Consider the following 18,618-nt stretch of genomic DNA (forward strand, 5'->3'; position numbering starts at 1 on the left):
GCTAACAATGTGTATAATTCATAAGGGTTTCAGAGGTTTTCGAATGGCATCACCCGCATCAATTTTGGGTGATAACTTGATAGGTTTAAAATCCGCAGTCCCTTACGAAATCATACACTAAACGTTATAGCCAATTTTAAAAATAACCGAACATGATAGTAAAGCCGAATTATTTAAAATATTCAACTCGCCTATTCAATGGGCTGATTAAGATTGTTTTAATATCCGCAGGATGGATAGCGTTTGTGTTTCTTTATGACTTAGGGAAATATGAAACTTATATATCATTGGGAGTTTGGGGAATAATGAGTCTTCTGTTTTCTATATCTGTCCTTAGAAGAAATAAAAGATATCTTGGAGAGATTAAACTCGGAAAAGATGAATGTGAGTTTCAAGTATATGAATTTGACAAACCATCGGAAATTATTAAAACAAAGACCTCTGAAACAAGAATTAAAATATGGGAATTATTTTTCCCTATCACTAAATCTGGTCGGAATTATAAACTTGTAATTGAAACTAAGCAAGGCTTGACTTTCAAAAGGATTATTGAACAATATGAAATCGGGAATTGGGATCTTGACAAGTTTAAAGAGACCGAAAAATATTATCGTGATTTAAAAGGTATTTAATCATCCTGAATTTTTAACTGAAAAACTGGCTATAACAAAAGCTATATGTAATGCGGGTTCAGCGGGTAAATCAACCGAAGTTCTTCGTTGCAACACCGCCAAATCTTTGATTTGACGCAGATTTGAATTTAAGGGAAATAAAAGATTTGGCTAATTGCGGATTTGAAAGTAAAGTGCTTCGAAATCCCGCAAAACACATAGCAAGCCCGTTACCTGCCATTAAGCAAGACACACAGAAATACATAAATGAGTAATTTTTTCTTAAATATTGCAATTGACAACTACGAGGATAAACACTTTCCTCCACTTAATAATGCACAAAATGATGCATTAAGACTTGAAAACATTTTAACAAAAAAGTATGGTTTTGAATTAATTGAACCTTCGTTATTTGGAGTCAATGCGACAAGAAGAAATATAATTGAAGTAATCAATACTCTTGCATATTCAGTAAATGAAAAGGATAATCTTATTATATATTTTGCTGGACATGGAGACATTCATCCTAAGACAAAAAAAGGATTCTGGATTCCTCAGGATGCAAAGAATTCTGTTAGTGATTGGATACCAAGCTCAACAGTTATAGATATGATATGTGGAATTGAAGCTAAGCATATCTTACTGATAATAGACTCTTGTTTTTCAGGAGCATTTTTGACTCAAAATCGAAATAAAATAGAATATCATTATTCGAAACTCAATCAAAGTAAATCAAGATGGATAATTTCCTCTGGGCGTCATGAGAAAGTTTCAGATGGACAGCCTGGAGTTGGCAGCCCTTTTTCTGTAATACTAAATGAATTTTTAGAGAAAAATGTAACTAGGACTTTTTCAGTGGCAGAAATGGCAATCGCAGTATCAAAAGGGACTGGTAGTCAAGCAAAACAACAACCTATATTTGCTCATATTGAAGGTGTAGGACATGAAGATGGACAACTAGTATTTAATATTAATAAACCTGAAAATGAATCTTTAATGTATAAAGAAGATTCGGACCTGTCAAAAATTGTTGTATCATATGAGACTGCAATCGAAATCAATAAATTAGGTTTTTCTCAAGAAAGTATATTTGGATACTATAAAGATTCCGATAAAGTCAAATTAAAAATTTGTAATGGTGATTCTGATTTTATTTGTAGTGCTTATACATATGAAGAAATTGTTGAATTTATACCTGAGAATATTGATGTTGATGAAGATACATATATTGCTAGAAGTGATGGTTATGACAAATTGGGAGAATCAAAAGAGGGAACAGTGGATTTTGCCTCTGTAAGCTTTCAACGGACTGAAGTTTTAGATACGCCATATATGTCTATTTGCAAATGTCGTGGACGAATGGTGGCTTTTAGTAAGAATGAGGAAGGATATTATAACAACCTTATATGTTGGGGTAGAAATCAAGCTGATTCTGCTGCTCTAATGATTATTGAATTATTTAAAGAAAATAAAATTGAAAGAAAATAACGGCAGGTAACACGCGGTATAAAAAATTGCCGAGACAGTAGGTTATTCAAGGGTTGTAGCTCGCTCCAACTTTTGTGTAACTTGAAAGGAAATCGCCCGCAATCGGCAACATTTCATACCGCCACCGTTGGCGTTCATTGGGGAAAACCAAAGCAATTAATAATTTAAACTGAGAAATTATAATATGAACAAAAAAGGAAATTTGATATTGCTCTTAATTTTTGTAATTAGTTTGACTGGTTGTCACAATAGTATGGTAAGTCAACATTTGGCAAAAGTAAACAGTCATCTAAATGAATTGAAAAAGAGTTTTGGAGCAGATTTCTTGAAACCAGACTTATTAAGCCATTTTCCTGAACAAGTCAAGGACACCACCAACTTTAAAATGTTTTCGTCTCCACCAGGTTGCCCACCGAGCTATAAATGCAGTGCACAATTTGGAGAAATATATTTAATCTGTAAGAGAGATTCGGTTACAGAAATTCGTTTAAAAGACAACTCGCTATTTAAAACCAATTATTTAGTTGATAGCAATATCATTATTAACCAAACTGAATTAAGACGGGATATGTTTCCAGTCGAAAAGTGTAACAAATTATTTGATAACAAATATCCAATACCATATTTTGAAAGCTACGATTTTAATCTTGGAGAAGAGGAATTTGAGAAAATAATTGATGGAGAGAAGTATTGGGATTACGTTTATACAATTCCAAGTGATTTGGAAGTATATGTAATACAAGCAGAAGCAGGTAACTTTTGGAAAGAGAATTGCAATGAAAATCGACCTGAAACACTTAAGGAATGGAAACACGGATATTCTAAAGGGGTCGCATTGTCAGATGAAAAAGACATAATGGTTTATTGGACTATGGTTTGGTGATTTGAAAAAAGAAACAACGAAACGCCAACAAAAGCTAAATATCATGGGCGTTGATGAGTCGTTTGAAAACTTAGTTCAATTAATAAACACCAGCAAGCCAATTAAAATTGGTTTGCTCAAAATATAAACAATTTCACTCGGCTTGCTTCTTTGCGGTTTGATAAGGTAACTCTTTGAAATAGCCCACGAAACTTAGCAAGACCGTTAGCGGCAACCCAAATAAAGCATACTGAAAATTAAATATGGCAGAACTAGAATCAATTAGTCCAGATAGATTTCGATCTTTACTTGAAACAAAAAGTGATATATCCAACTACCATATTACTGAGGAGGTTATTATTGACAATGATTATATTGTTGGAAACAAGGCAGTAACGATAACCAACTGTACATTTAATTTTGAATTTCAGATAAAAGGAATCCAACTCAATCAAAAGTACTTTTTCATTAATTGTATTTTTACTCAGCGTTTTTTGGCTGTTGACTTGGAATTAAAGAATCTTCAGTTTTCGAATTGCACATTCAATCAGTACTTTACGTCTAAGAATTTAAAAGCCTTTCTAATTCATTTTGAATTTTGTCATTTTGATCTGCAAAAGACACTTATAATTGACCAGTTTAAAGCGGAGAAATTTAAATTCTTAAAAAATGAATCTAATCGTGACATCCAGTTAATCCCACAAGATGTAAGATTAATTGCTTTAGCTGGATCTGAATCTAAAAACTCAATAACCCTCTCAAGTAGAGGTAATAAAAATGTAATTGATAACCTTTTCTTAGAGTTTAATTCTAATCACAAAACCGACTTTCTTTTAAGAAATCTAAATGTACGCTATGCTCAGATTCATGGTGAATTAAAAGAATCAACTCTTAGTATTAATAATGTCAAATTACAGATTGGAATTATTAAATATTTTTTCAATTTCGGAAATATGTTAATTAATTCATTATTGCCATTATCTGAGGCTTCTATTCTCGTCATGAAGGGTGCAAATTTAGGTAACGCAATTATAAGTTCAACAGATTTCTCAAAGTTTACTACGGTTGAAGTATCAAACTGCAACTTAGTAGATATTGTGCCTGTAAACATTGTCTGGTGTAAATCAAATTCGTTGAAAGCCAAAAATTCTTTGAATGATCGAAAAGAAACATACCGTCAGTTAAAGATCGTAGCAGATAAAAATTTGGATGTTCCAACTAAATTAATGTTCCATCAATATGAAATGAGAGCGTATCTAAAGATATTGAAATGTCAAAAAGGGAATTTTTCAGATAGATTTATATTAAGAACAAATCAGATATCAAATAATCATGGATTGAGTTGGCATTTTTCATTATTCTGGCTATTAGGGTTTTCAATTCTTTGGTATACATTAGCCAAGTATACTTTAGGGGAAACTGTATATGCACCAGAATTAATTGGAAGTGAAATTGGCAAATTTATAAACTTCATCAACCCAGCCCACTATTTTGGTAGAATATTTGATGCGAAATCAGATATTTATACGACTAATGCACGGCTATTTGATGGACTGTCTAGAATAACAAGTGCTTATTTTATTTATCAGTTTGTTGGTGCGTTTAGAAAGTATTCGAAGAAATAAGGGCAGCCGCTAACAAAAGCTAAATTTCATGGGCGCTGATGTGATGTTCGAAAGTTTAGTACAATTAAGAAACACCAGCAAGCCAATTAAATTGGTTTGTTCAAAATATAAACAATTTTACTCGGCTTGCTTCTTTAACGGTTTGATAGGGCAACTGTTTTAATCGCCCACGAAACTTAGCAAGCCCGTTGGCTGCAATAGTGACAGAGTGCAAACCAAGGTCAAATTAGATTAGAAAATTGAGTAATAATTAACAACGTAAATTAGATTTAATGGAAAATAGTTTCACATCAAAAATGATTAATAAATCTGATTCGGAATTATTGGATTATGTAACGAATAGAACACAATTTCAAGAAGATGCTGTTATTGCCGCTATTTTTGAACTTGATAAAAGAGGAAAAGCAGATTCCGAGATTCTTGACCTTAAAAATCAAATTATACAGAAAATAGATAATCAAAATAAGCAGATTCAGCAGTCAAAAGACGAATTTAAGATTCCAAGTGACATTCCTAAAACAATTTCAAATGCTGCCAAATTGTTGTATTTGACAATTGGGATAGGTGTTGTGAATTCATTATTAATGGAATTTACTACGGAATATCAAAGTTATTCAGACCCTAAGACTCTTACAATTTTGATTATTTCACTTGGACTTATGGGATTCTTTGCTTTCATGATAAATATTGGTAGAAAATGGGCAAGAAACACTTTTTTAGTGCTATTTGGATTGGGATTTTTAATGTTCCCATTTACGATTACTCATTATTTCAGCCTTAATCCCGTGATTGGATTATTATCTTTAACACAGACAGGATTACAGATATTTGCCTTGATTCTGTTATTTAAGAAAGAGACAAAGGATTGGTACATTAATACTGACAAACAAGAAACTACAGCAGCCAACAATGTATAAAAATAATAGCCGAAATAGCAGTAAATTCAAGGGTTGTAGCCCGCTTCAACTTTCTTGTAACTTGACAAGAAAGTGCCACGCATTCGGCTACTATTCTTATACTAAACGTTAGGGCACATTTGGACTACAGCTCATATAGAAATCAAACAATAATAACACATAATTTATAAACCCAATATTATATGAAAATAATTTTAACCATACTAATTTGTCTTTCTAATATTTATGGTTTTAGTAAAAATGAAACTGCAGGCAAGAAAAGACTATCTGAATCAGATAAGATTTGTTTGAGTGGGAAAAACTACAAATCGAAATCACCAATATATTCTGACTTTTTACATCTACCTCATGGTCTGAAAGGTTATTTTGATTATGAGGATGGATTATCTTGTTCAAAAGAATCCCATAAACCAAACTTGGTTTGTTTTGTTGCGCATCGGTGTGTAAATTCTAGGGAGATGGAAGCTTATGTATGGTCTTCTCCAGAGATATTAAAGTTATTGAAAGAAAAGTTTATAATTACAGTATTATACACTGATGAAAAGTCTCCTCTACATAAGGGAAAACAGATTAAAACCAATGACAAATTACTAACAAAAATTGGAGAAAAAGCGCTTTATTATCAAGAGACAAAATTTCATAGTAATACCCAACCTGCTTATTATATAATTAATTCGAAAGAGAAAATGATAACAAAGCCTTTCTTTTATGATTTGTCAATCAACAATTTCAAGTCATTCTTAGAAAGAGGTTTAGAAAAATTCAAACAATAAAAAAATCACTAATGATTATAAAAGCACTTTTCTCTGGTTTAATTTCAATTTTAACTCCAGTAGCGTTAATTCCTCTAATATATATAACAATTGCTTTAGGCAGTGTTGACTTAAAAAAGAGAACTAATTCAATGTTATCCTTATTTTTTGGAGTAATATTTTTCCTTTTCTCATTACTTGGCCTCTATATAACCGGTTATTTACCAGACATTACAATTGATTTCAATATTTTTATTTTCATTTTGAGTTTCATTTTTGGTTTATGGCTTTTGGGGGTATTTGACTATTTTTTACCTAAAGTACAGAATGACATTCTATTTACCAGGTTAATGGTTATTATTAGTGGTATAATGCTCTTTGGTTTGGTATTATCTAATTTTGAACCAATTATAATAGCCTTACTAGAAAGTTCTCCAATACAAGATTTTACTACAATATTTTCTTCAATAATATTCTTTGCTATTGGTTTTGTTATTCCTACACTACTTATTTCATTGTTATTGTTAAGGCGTGTAAGAAAATTAAGAGCTAAGATTTGGTGGAAAAAAGCACAATTAGTTATTGGAATTTTATTCTTACTTCAAATAATAGTGAGTCAAATATTTTGGTAAAACGTGCCCTAACAAAAGCTAAATTTCATGGGCGCTGATAAGCAGTTCGAAAGTTTAGTACAATTAAGAAATACCAGCAAGCCAATTAAAAATGGTTTGTTTAAAATATAAGCAAATTTAATCGGCTTGCTTTTTTAGCGGTTTGATAAGACAACTGTTTTAATCGCCCACAAATTTTAGCAAGACCGTTAGGCACAATACTATGAGAATAATAATTTATTTAATCACTTTCGTTGTTTTGACTGGTTGTATTCATCAAGACGAAAAGGAACATCTGAAGTTTGAACAAATCTCGTTATCGTCAGGTTTATGTATGGGATGTGATTATAACATCGACGTAGACATTTTCAAGAATGGAAAGGTTGTTCTTTTATATACAGACTATAAAGCAGGTGAAAAAAGGAATTTATACACAGGTCAACTTCCTGAAAAATTTAAAGATTCTCTTGTGAATTTGTTTTTAGGGGTAGATCTAGAATTTGTTGAGTCATATCAAAACTCAGAACTAGATACAAGAAAATATCAAATATTCATTGAATACAGCAAAAATGAAATTATAACAAACAAAGTGTTTATCGGAAGTTCATTTGAAACTAGATTAGCTGGTGTAGTCAAATTTATTATGAGTATTCATAAACATATTGAATTGGAACCATTAAATAAGAACTACACTTTTAAAACAGATGAGATTTTCGGAAAACCTCCTTACCTCTATGTTGAAAAGGAGAATCCAAATTGAGGAGAATCCGACTAATGTTCATATCGTACAGTGCCTAACAAAAGCTAAATTTCATGGGCGGTGATGCGCAGTTCGTAAGTTTAGTACAATTAAGGAACACCAGCAAGCCACCTAGATTTGGTTTGCAAAAAATATAAACAAATATATGCGGCTTGCTTCCGCGCGGTTTGAAAGGTAAATTCTTTTAAATCGCCCACGAAAACTTAGCAAGACCGTTATGTACAATTAAGCTCTTTATGGAGAGATAAAACCCTCTTTATTTACGGCTGAAATGATACAAAAATGGAAAGTTCCTTAAGGCGTAAAAGGACAAGAAAGGCAATGGAAGGCATTGTTCAAGTCTTATGCGGTGCTACCGTGAAAGATCGCTCTTTCAAACGACGAGTATCGTTAACTAAGACTTGGATAAGTTACTGTTTTTCAGGATCAATGTCAAGAGTAGAATGAAATTCGACTTTGATAAACAGTTACTTACACTTGTTCTTTTAAGAAAGGAACTTGGTGTATTGAGTTCTTGTTTTGTATTAAGGACTCAGCCATTTCCAGTTTGATATGACGCTGCCTTAGACAAATCTAAAGCTCATAAGATCAAACAAAATAAAGGAGTTTAGAAAGGAATAAAGAGTTTAACAGTGCCTTTTATCTGTTTTAGAGGGGGAATGAAATTCCTAAAACAGACCTGTTTTTAAGAGCCTGATTCAGGAGGTGTGCAACAAATAGGCTTTAAAAATAAAAGTACATAACAAGAGCTAAATTTTATTGGGGTTAAAGTACTTAATCATGCTTTCTATCTCTTAGAAAACTATAAATGAGAGATAGAAAAATGGTTTTAATCCCCAACAAAACTTAGCAATAACCGTTGTGTGTAAGTTAGAAAAGCGATACCGCGTTGATAAGAACCGAACAGAATATATAAAATTATGGAAGAGATAATAAAGCCAGATAATCAAGAGATTGAAGAGTATACAATGGAATTGGGAAGAGTTAATTTGATTGCTCTGCTGTTGGCTATTCCTATAACCGCAGCGATTCTTTTTCCTTTTATTCTAATATGGGATTATGCGACATTTAAGGCAGGGAAAGAGATATTTAGTGATTATTTCCTATACATCTTGATTGGAGGGATAATAATACATGAGTTGCTACATGGATTAACTTGGGGATACTTTGCATCGAAGGGTTTAAAATCTATAAAATTTGGAATAAGGTGGAAATTCTTGACCCCTTATTGCCATTGTAAAGAGCCATTAAAAGTGAAACATTACAAAATGGGAGGAGCAATGCCTTTAATTATTATGGGGATCATTCCATCAATAATAGGATTAATAATTGGACATGGAGGAGTTTTGATCTTTGGAATGCTTTTTACCTATGCTGCTGGTGGAGACATGATTGCCCTTTATATGTTACAAAAACTTGACAATAATATTTATGTGTCAGACCATCCAAATAAAATGGGATTCATTCGAAACATAGTATAGAATACGAATAAAACCTACACACAACAAAAGCTAAATTTCATGGGCGGCGACACTCATCTTGAAAGCTTAGTTCAATTTTGAAAAACCAGCAAGCCACCCAGATTTGGTTTGCTTAAAAATATAAACAATTTCACTCGGCTTGCTTATTTAGCGGTTTGATAGGGCAACTGTTTTAATCGCCCACGAAAACTTAGCAAGACCGTTCTACACTATTTAACCAATATGAAACTTTTTAGTAAAAATTTAGAAGAAGAAAATAGAAAAAGACTAAGAGGGATTTTGAATAAAATTCCAAGACTAGAATGTCCTATAGGTTGGGAAATGGCAACATTCGCTGTTGGCGGTTTGACGGAAATAGGATTTTCTGACAAATCTGAATCACTTTTATTAGCAATTTCTAGTAATGGCCGTGGACTATTTGACTGTTCAAAACTTGAAAGAATTGATAGAGATTATAGTGAAGAATTTGAAATAAATTACGAGGAAATGACATGCATAGGAATTGGTCAAATCTCTGGGGAAAAAGTAAGAATTGCAGGATTGCATGGTGGTGGATTGCCAACAACAAATAAACTTGGAGATAGTCTGGAATTTATGGCGTTGGATTGGCCTAATTTAGACTTTATTTTCCAACCTAACTGGAAAAGTATGTATTCAGAAAGGGACATAGATGATTGCGTAAATTTCTTGAGAACCGACACGATTAAAAGTTATGGTTTTAATAAAATTGGAAATTGTTTTGTAATAGCAACAAGTAGTGATTTGATTATATTTAAAAGAAAAACAGTGTAGAACAAACAATATAGCCAATGGTGGTTTCTGTAGCCCGTTTGATTATCTCATCAGATTTCTCAGTCCTCGCGGACAGAAATCAGCTCGATAATCCACCACTAGCCATATTGAGATCGTTGGCAGTAATATTAAATAAAACCAGAATAATGAAGAACAAAACTTTTCTACTTACTCTTATTCTACTCATTTTTATTGGGTGTGCAGAAAAAAGTAATTTCAAAGCTTTAACAGCTCAATCCTCTGATTTAAAAGGACAAATTAAATCCTTAACTGAGAAAAGATATTCCGCTCAGTTAATTGATGGAACAATACAAGAAGTAAAAGAAAAGCATACTGGTAAAATTGAGATTAAGAAATTTTTTGATAAGGAAAATAGACTTGAAAAGTCAAAGTACTTTGGTGAAAATGGAAATCTACACTCTATCGTAAAAATTCGAGTGGATCATTCTTATTACTATCTAGGTTCCGAAGGTTTTGATGATACCAATAAATTAATCTTTGAAGATAAAGTCACTAAGTCTACCGAAAACTCATTTATAGTGGAGAGGTTTAATGTAAATAGTAACACTTTAGTTCAGTCTGAAATGGTTTATGACAAAAATAGATTATGTACGCTGCTTAAAACCCAGATCAACGATAGTACATCTATTGCGTGGGAATACAAAAGGGATGAATCAGGAAGGATTTTGTATACAAACACTATCAACAAATTTGGGCAACAAGTTGATACTTCTTTACTGTTCGCAAAATATTTAGATTTTGACCATAAGGGGAACTGGACAAAACGTATTGATTATAAGAAAGGGCAAGAGGATAAAGTCTATGTTTTCGAGAGGATAATCGAATATCCTGAAAAATGAAAAAATACTACTGCCAACAAAAGCTAAATTTCATGGGCGCTGATGAGCAGTTTGAAAGTTTGGTTCAATTAAGAAACACCAGCAAGCCAATTAAAATTGGTTTGCTCAAAATATAAACAAAATTAAGCGGCTTGCTTACTTAGCGCATTGAAAAGTCAACTCTTTGAAATCGCCCACGCAACTTAGCAAGACCGTTATGTACCATTAAGCTCTTTATGGAGAGATAAAACCCTCTTTATTTACGGCTGAGACAAAACGTTGGGGAAAGTTCCTTAAGGAGTAAAAGGACAAGAGAGGCAATGCGTAGCATTGTTCAAGTCTTATTCGGTGCTACCGTGAAAGATCGCTCTTTCAAACGACTAGTATCGTTAACTAAGACTTGGATAAGTTACTGTTTTTCAAGATGAATGTCAATAGCTTGACATGGATTAATGTTGAATAACAGCTAATTACACTTGTTCTTTTAAGAAAGGAACTTGGAGAGTTGAGGTCTTGTTTTGTATAAAGGACTCAGCCATTTATAGTTTGATATGACGCTGCCTTAGACAAATCTAAAGCTCATAAGATCAAACAAAATAAAGGAGTTTAGAAAGGAATAAAGAGTTTAACAGTGCCTTTTATCTATTTTAGATGGAGAATGAATTTCCTAAAATAGACTTGTTTTTAAGAGCCCGTTATGGGTGGGATACAAACAAAGGGGCTTTAAAAATAAAAGTACATAACAAAAGCTAAATTCAATTGGGGTTAAAGTAGCTTATAAGATGCTTTCTATCTCTTAGGAAACTAGAAATGAGAGATAGAAAAGTGGTTTTAATCCCCAACAAAATTTAGCAATACCGTTATAAGCAAGCACCAAGCATCAACAAATGAACAAAACCATATGAAAAATATAGCGTTACTATTTTTGCTAATAGGACTGACAACTAGTGTTTTCTCGCAAGAATTAATTAAGCAAAAGTTTTACAAAAAAGAGAAAGGAAAATCCATTCCAAAACTTGAGATTTTCCGAAATTCTGATGGAACTTTTTTAATTAAAGAATATAATTCTGACGGAACACCAAAAATGATTGCTAATAGTAAAAACAAAAATCTTTATAAACTTGACGGAGATGTAAAATATTATTCCGAGAAAGGAATTCTTAAATATGAAGGCACTTATAAAGACAAATTCATTTGTTGCGAATGGAAATTGTATGATGAAAATGGAAAATTAGAAAGGATTCTCGATTATAATTTTGACATGGATACAATGCAAGTTTCAGAAACAGAAAATTTGAAAAAGACCATTTGTGACGAAGAACCAAAATTTCAAGGAGGTGATCCAGGTTCGTTTGTAAAATATATAGCTGACAATTTGTTTTATCCTCCGCAAGCTGCAAAAAATATGATTTCTGGAAAACTTTGGGTTAGATTTGACATTGATGAAAAAGGAAATCTCGTTAATGTCAAATTATTAAGAGATCTTGACCCCAGTCTGGATAAAGAAGCATTAAGGGTTATTTTAAGTAGCCCAAAATGGAAACCCGCAATGAAAGATGGAAAGCCGATATTATTGACGTACTCAATGCCAATAGTTTTTAATTTGAAATAGTATAATGCCAGCTTATAACACACGCTCATATAACATAGGCGGGTAGCGGGTTTCCGAAGGTTTTGTGCTTTTAATGAGCAACGGCAAGGTAGCTTTTTTAGAATAGTTATAGTTAAATGTAATTCTAAAATAGCTACCTTGCCTTTTTATGAAATTTGAAACATAAATCAACTATGGCGCCTACGTTACATAGCGCCATCCGTTATGGGCAAGCTTAAAGAAACAAATTATGATAGAGAGTAAAATAGGATTATTAAGAACTCAAATTTCTAAGCTAGAAAACCCGAATTTTAATTTGGATGGTTGGAAAGGCTCTACAACTATTATACTTGAAAGAATATTTGGAGCAAAATATTCAGGTATAATGCTAATTGATAAAATTCAAAATAAGGTTAAGGATCTTAGACATTTAACAGGAGATTACATTAATAATATCGAACAATGCAAGCAGGAAGGTAAAGAAATTATTGAAGCAAGTATAACTGAATTAGAAACAATTGGGTTACCCGAAAAAAAAGAGAAAAGTGTAGAAGGATTAAATATAAGTCTAATTCAGAATCAAACTGTTAATATTAGTTTTATTCTTTCTGCCTTGGAAGATGAGCTAACGAAAATTCAGTTAGAAGAAGTTAAAAAGCTAATTGAAACAGATGAATCTAAATCGGTTAAACGAAAAAAAATAATTGAAAAAATCAGTGGTTTTGGTAAAGATGTAGCTTCTAATGTGTTGGCTAACATTTTACTAAACCCAAGTATGTGGGGTTAGCTAGTAAGTATGGATTGCATCCATTAGATGATAAAATTACAAGAAGAATATTTGGTGTAAATTTAAAAATTATGAAAAAAATTATTTTAGCATTCTTGTGTCTTTCTTTTCTTAACTCATGTTCTAATAAAGAAGTTGAAAATAGATTAATTATAGAAAAGAAAAGTCTCGAGTCGGAAATTGAAAAATTAGAAGTTAGAAACAAGATCTATGAAACGAAAATAGCAATTCTTAAAGATTCTATTCAAATTTTGAAATTTTCTGCACCAGATAGACTATTTCAAATAAAAAAAATGATAGTCAAAAAAGATTATTCTGGAGCACTAAAGAAGATCGAATTATTAAAACAAACTTTTCCATTATCGAAAGAAACTTTATTAGCAAAACAAGACGAAGAGTTTATAAATAAAAAAATAGCCGAAAAAAAAGCAAGAGAAGAGAGGTTAAAAGCATTAGGTTTTAAAGTGTTTAAAGATAATTATACAGGTAGTGTTGGAAATGTCTCATTTGCTTTTTCTAAATTCAGATTTCATAGGAAGTTCTATTTTGATTACTGTCCCGATGTTGAAGAAGAATACTGCACCACATCGGATAAAAACAACCTTTATTTCCTTGCGACATTGGAATTATCCTCTAAAGACAATTATGCATCTTTCCCTAATCTGGGGTTGTACACAATCGAAGATGGAAAATTAAAGAATATATCATATATAAAGCATGAATATGCATCTTGGTCAAGTTATGGAGCTAAATTAGGCAACTATAGTGATAATAGCCATAGCTTTTCTAAGGTAGATAAAATCAGATATAAAATTGCTGGTGAAATAACTAAAGATGAAACAAAGAAACCTCTATTTTTTCTTACTAAGAAAAAGGGATACCCAGGTGATGGATTGACAGTAGAAGATGTGAAAAAAGATTATATTGTTATTAAAGTAGTAAACAGAAATAAAATATAGCAGCTCGCCAGCCCATAACAAAAGCTATATGTAATGCGGGGTTCAGCGGGTAAGTTAACCGCAGTTCTCCGTTGCAACACCGCCAAATCTTTGATTTGTCAATTTATAATTTGAATTAATGTAAATCAAAGTTTTGGCTTAGTGCGGTTTTGAAAGTGAAGAGCTTCGAAAGCCCGCAAAACACATAGCAAGCCCGTTGTAGCCAATACAAAAACTGACACCTTAAATTCAAATTATGGCATACTTTATTGATTACAAATCTTCGTTTGAACTTGAACATAGTAATGGTTCAGGTTTGAGAAAGTGCCAGTTGGGAGCAATTTGGGCTTTAAAAAGTCACTTTACTACTTCCTCCAATGAAATTGCTTCTTTAGTAAGTATGCCAACAGGTTCTGGTAAAACAGCTTTAATGATGGCTGCCTGTTTTGAATTAAAGTTAAATAAAGTGCTAATAGTTGTTCCTTCAAAAATATTAAGGGGACAAATATGCGAGCAGTTTAAAACATTAAAAGTTTTAAAAGACAATGGTTGTTTGAAAAATGACGCTCCAGAATTGAAAGTATATGAAGTTACAAAAAGACAAAATTCAAGAGAACAATGGACAGATATCTTAAATGAGCATGATGTTATCGTCTCGCATCCAAATAGTATTTCTCCTTATTTTAAAGATGTTGAGCCAGTACCTGTCGACCTTATAGATGCTATTCTTATTGATGAAGCACACCATGAACCAGCGGAAACATGGCGTAAAATAAATGAGTTTTACTCAGATTTAAAAAGAGTTTTTTTTACTGCAACTCCGTTTAGACGAGACCGAAAACGCATGAAAGCTAAACTTGCTTACCATTACTCAATTGATAGAGCATTGGAAGACGGTATTATGCGTGAAGTAAATTTTTGTAAAGAAAAAGCTGGTATTCAAAATACTGATGAAGCATTAATAGGTTCTGCAATTGATACATTTCATGAAGAAAGAGAGAAAAATGCAAATGCTTCAATTCTGATTAGAACAGACAGCATTGATGATTCTGTAAATCTAGCAAGGTTGTATAATGAAAAAGGATTAGTTGTTGATTATATTCATTCGAAAAGGTCATCCAAAGTTAATTCTCAAATCGTTAATAAAGTTAGGAATAACGAGCTTGATGGATTAGTTTGTGTTGGAATTGCAAGTGAAGGGCTTGATATACCCAACTTAAAAGTTGCAGTGTTGCATGCAACTCCTCGTTCAATACCTTATACAATTCAATTTCTTGGGCGTATTTCGCGTCAACCGGATGGTCAAGTTGGTAATGCAATCTTAATTGCTAATGAAGATGAAGTAAAAGGTGAGGTTTATAAACTTTATAAATCAGATGAAACTTGGGGTAAATTAATTCCACAGTTAGTAGATGAGCAAATGTCAAGAGCAAGACATTATAAATCTAGTCAAGCAAAAGAAGAAGATTTTCAAATGCCAGAGCTTAATGTATTTTTTAGCGCACTTGTATATGAAACACCTAATGATTTTGCATTTGAGAACGCTGAAGAAATAAGCTCAAAAAGTCCTTTTGAAATTCTCAGAATAGAACAACAAAAGGAAGACTCTCCATTAATAATTGTTACTAGCCACGATAAACCACTTGAATGGGCAAATAGGGAAATCCATGTTGAAGATTTGCTAGACGTTCATTTATTGTATTATCATTCTGAATCTAATCTTTTGTTTGAGCTTACAACAAGCGAAAAAGCTCTCTTTTCTTTCAAAAAAGAGCTTATTAAATTTGAATTGCGAAGATTGCCTCACAGTAGACTTTATAAAATCTTATCTCAATTTAACCAAAGTGATTATATAATGGTTGGTATGAAAAATGCTGTTTCACAAGGAGCTTCGCAGCCATCATATAAAACAGTAATAGGAAGTGGAGTTCAAGCCTCTGTCAGAGCAAGTGAAGGGCGCATATTTAGCACTGGTCATGCTCTTTTAAAAATAGATATAGACAGAACTTGGGGATTAGCAACAAAGAAAGGTAGAGTTTGGGCAATGAAAAGGGGTACTTCTGAAGAATATAAGGTATGGTGTGATTCATTAGCTGATTTAATACTTAATGGACCACAGGCAATAACATTGCCGGGATTATCATTTCTTGCTAAATCTGAACCTATTAATAGAATAGAGGAACTTCCAATCGCAATTATTCCTAATGATTTGTTTTTTCGTTCTTTTTCAACGATTATACAGATTTCTGAAGGAGAACCAATAAGAAATATAATACCAGAAATTAAACCAATAGAATTGGATGAAGAAAATGATGAACTATTGTGCCAATTAAAAATTGGAGAATTTGAATGTGATTTAAATATGAATTTGCAAAGGGAAAGAATCTGGAATATAATTTCAGATGAAGTAATCCTTGTACGTGCAGATAAAAGTGAAAAGGAAGTTATTGAGAAATCTTTAGAAGACATATTAAATGAATTTTATTCATCCCTAATTATGCCTAATGGGGAAGTTGTAGAAGGCAGAAATAAAATTACTCCAAATAGGTCAATTGAAATATTACCCTCTCAAATTTGGAAAGTTAAAGATTGGACAGGATGTAATATTCGTGCAGAAAGATACGATGACAATCCTCCGATTGGAAATATTCCAGTTATAAATAAAACGATTGAATTTATAAGACAGAATTTTAATGGAGGTAGTGATGTTCTAATATTAGATGATGGGTCTCATGAAATTGCTGACCTTATATGGTTTCAAAATCAATCGAAACAAGTTCATTTTATTCATTGTAAGGCTTCACATGGCGATAATCCTGGAAGGAGAAAAGCAGATGCTGATATTTTATTTACTCAAGCAATGAGAAGTATTCATTGGGTATCATCTATATCACTAATTGATAGATTAAAAGAAAGAATACAAGGAAACTCTAGGCTTTTAGATACCACGCAAGCAACATGGGAGGCGTTAGCTGATAATTATAAAATTAATGAATGGAACTTTAATATAATATTGCCTCAACCGGGTTTTGATATAAGTCAAGTTTCGGACAGAAATAGAGACAACAATAATATTTATGAATTGGCAATACCAATGTATGAAAGAATTTTAGGAAGTCTGGCAAGTTTAGAAATTTGGGGTTCATAAAAGTACTGGCTACAACAATGTATAAAAATAATAGCCGGGAAAGCAGTAAATTCAAGGGCTGTAACCCGCTTCAACTTTCTTGTAACTTGACAGGAATGAAGCCCGCAGTCGGCTACTATTCTTATACCAACCGTTACCATGCATTCCCCACATCAGCGTAACCAATTAATTACTATTGCTAACGTGGAAATTTTAGGTTTTTTATAGAATTTATTGGCATTGAGATTGCCGTATTATCTATTAATAAAGGGATGCAAGATAAAAGCAACAAAATTTGACGTTAGTCAGAATTAAGATGAAGAAAACGTACTACATATTATTAAGCTTGATTATTTTGATTTCGTGTCATTCAAAAACAGAATCGACTGAATTTCAAAATGGAGATATTATTTTCCAGACTTCTACTTCTGGACAAAGTAAAGCGATTCAGATTGCGACTGGTTCAAAATATAGTCACATGGGGATTATTTATAAGCAAGGAAATGATTTTTTCGTTTATGAAGCCGTTCAACCTGTGAAACTAACTCCTTTAGCAGACTGGATTAAGAGAGGAGAAAACGGACATTATGTTGTAAAGCGGATTATAAATTCTCAAAACTTATTGACTCTTGAGACTTTGACAAAAATGAAACAGGTTGGCGAGAAATACTCTGGGAAAGACTATGATTTGTATTTTGAATGGTCTGATTCAAGAATTTATTGCTCGGAATTAGTCTGGAAGATTTACAAAGAAGCAGTTGGAATTGAAATTGGAGAACTTGAAAATTTAGGCGATTTCAACCTGACTGATAAAGCTGTGAAACAGAAATTAAAGGAAAGATATGGAGATACTATTCCGAAAGATGAATTGGTAATTTCTCCTGCATCAATGTTTGATTCAGACCAATTGATTACCGTATTTAAAAACTGATTATGAAAAAATGGATTCTAATTATATCAATTACGCTTAACATCGTTTTTCTGATTGGCTGGGGATTATGTATTTTAAATGAGCCTTCATACAAATTAGGACGACTTGAAAAAGATATTACAATTGGACACTTTATGGGTGATTCTTTATTATTCACGTTACCTAAAGGACTGACTGTAAGAAATTCTTCTCAAAGAGGTTTAAATGCAATTGGACAGTTTGAGAATGAAAGATTTCAGATTGTAATTTCATCTGATGATTGGGAATTGATAAATTATGATTTACCGACTGATAGTTTAGCTCCGAATGGAAATTATTATTCAGCTGATTTTGATAGATATAATACTGAAAAAGAGGAATAACGCATGGTAACACGCGGTGCTATGTAATGCATAAACCTTGATACAAGCCCAATTTACGGCATTTTTTTGTTTTTCCCATCTCGTAAACATCAAAAAAAATGGCAATAAGAGGTTCAGTCATACCCCTTGCGGGTTGACGGGTTC

Annotated in this window: 17 protein-coding genes; all 17 read left to right on the forward strand. The window is 32.4% G+C overall.

The features are described 5' to 3' along the window. The first annotated feature begins 152 nt into the window (after window positions 1–152). A complete protein-coding gene (locus tag EO244_RS16410) occupies window positions 153–632 on the forward strand; it encodes a hypothetical protein (RefSeq protein WP_129255773.1) in 480 nt (159 codons plus the stop codon). A 246-nt stretch (window positions 633–878) separates the two neighbouring features. After that, complete coding sequence (locus tag EO244_RS16415; protein ID WP_129255774.1) at window positions 879–2,099, forward strand: caspase family protein; 1,221 nt, start codon at window positions 879–881, stop codon at window positions 2,097–2,099. 184 nt (window positions 2,100–2,283) lie between these two features. Then, a complete protein-coding gene (locus EO244_RS16420) occupies window positions 2,284–2,982 on the forward strand; it encodes a hypothetical protein (protein ID WP_129255775.1) in 699 nt (232 codons plus the stop codon). A gap of 242 nt (window positions 2,983–3,224) precedes the next feature. Next, the gene (locus tag EO244_RS16425) at window positions 3,225–4,586 is read left to right on the forward strand and encodes a hypothetical protein (protein ID WP_129255776.1); all 1,362 of its coding nucleotides are present in this window, start codon (window positions 3,225–3,227) and stop codon (window positions 4,584–4,586) included. A 272-nt stretch (window positions 4,587–4,858) separates the two neighbouring features. After that, complete coding sequence (locus EO244_RS16430) at window positions 4,859–5,503, forward strand: hypothetical protein (RefSeq protein WP_129255777.1); 645 nt, start codon at window positions 4,859–4,861, stop codon at window positions 5,501–5,503. A 182-nt stretch (window positions 5,504–5,685) separates the two neighbouring features. Continuing rightward, entirely contained in the window at window positions 5,686–6,276 is a 591-nt protein-coding gene (locus EO244_RS16435; protein WP_129255778.1) for a thioredoxin domain-containing protein, read from the forward strand. A gap of 11 nt (window positions 6,277–6,287) precedes the next feature. Beyond that, window positions 6,288–6,887: a hypothetical protein gene (locus EO244_RS16440; protein WP_129255779.1), complete on the forward strand. Its 600-nt coding sequence runs from the start codon at window positions 6,288–6,290 to the stop codon at window positions 6,885–6,887. 202 nt (window positions 6,888–7,089) lie between these two features. Continuing rightward, the gene (locus EO244_RS16445) at window positions 7,090–7,626 is read left to right on the forward strand and encodes a hypothetical protein (protein WP_129255780.1); all 537 of its coding nucleotides are present in this window, start codon (window positions 7,090–7,092) and stop codon (window positions 7,624–7,626) included. Window positions 7,627–8,546: 920 nt separating this feature from the next. Continuing rightward, window positions 8,547–9,107 (forward strand): DUF3267 domain-containing protein, encoded by a 561-nt coding sequence (locus EO244_RS16450; RefSeq protein WP_129255781.1) that lies wholly within the window; start codon window positions 8,547–8,549, stop codon window positions 9,105–9,107. A 222-nt stretch (window positions 9,108–9,329) separates the two neighbouring features. Beyond that, window positions 9,330–9,899, forward strand: coding sequence for a hypothetical protein (locus EO244_RS16455; protein WP_129255782.1), 570 nt, complete (start codon window positions 9,330–9,332; stop codon window positions 9,897–9,899). A gap of 146 nt (window positions 9,900–10,045) precedes the next feature. Continuing rightward, window positions 10,046–10,759 (forward strand): hypothetical protein, encoded by a 714-nt coding sequence (locus tag EO244_RS16460; RefSeq protein ID WP_129255783.1) that lies wholly within the window; start codon window positions 10,046–10,048, stop codon window positions 10,757–10,759. Window positions 10,760–11,639: 880 nt separating this feature from the next. After that, complete coding sequence (locus tag EO244_RS16465; RefSeq protein ID WP_129255784.1) at window positions 11,640–12,350, forward strand: energy transducer TonB; 711 nt, start codon at window positions 11,640–11,642, stop codon at window positions 12,348–12,350. A 229-nt stretch (window positions 12,351–12,579) separates the two neighbouring features. Beyond that, window positions 12,580–13,116, forward strand: a complete 537-nt coding sequence (locus EO244_RS16470) for a hypothetical protein (protein WP_129255785.1) — start codon at window positions 12,580–12,582, stop codon at window positions 13,114–13,116. Then, complete coding sequence (locus EO244_RS16475; protein ID WP_129255786.1) at window positions 13,107–14,075, forward strand: hypothetical protein; 969 nt, start codon at window positions 13,107–13,109, stop codon at window positions 14,073–14,075. Before EO244_RS16470 ends, EO244_RS16475 begins: the two co-directional genes overlap by 10 nt. A gap of 235 nt (window positions 14,076–14,310) precedes the next feature. After that, window positions 14,311–17,202, forward strand: coding sequence for a DEAD/DEAH box helicase (locus EO244_RS16480; RefSeq protein ID WP_129255787.1), 2,892 nt, complete (start codon window positions 14,311–14,313; stop codon window positions 17,200–17,202). A 295-nt stretch (window positions 17,203–17,497) separates the two neighbouring features. Then, window positions 17,498–18,112, forward strand: a complete 615-nt coding sequence (locus EO244_RS16485) for a YiiX family permuted papain-like enzyme (RefSeq protein ID WP_129255788.1) — start codon at window positions 17,498–17,500, stop codon at window positions 18,110–18,112. A 2-nt stretch (window positions 18,113–18,114) separates the two neighbouring features. Next, window positions 18,115–18,474 (forward strand): hypothetical protein, encoded by a 360-nt coding sequence (locus EO244_RS16490; protein WP_129255789.1) that lies wholly within the window; start codon window positions 18,115–18,117, stop codon window positions 18,472–18,474. The last annotated feature ends 144 nt before the right edge of the window (window positions 18,475–18,618 follow it).

Origin of the sequence: Ancylomarina salipaludis, from assembly GCF_004122035.1 — a bacterium.
GTDB lineage: Bacteria > Bacteroidota > Bacteroidia > Bacteroidales > Marinifilaceae > Ancylomarina > Ancylomarina salipaludis.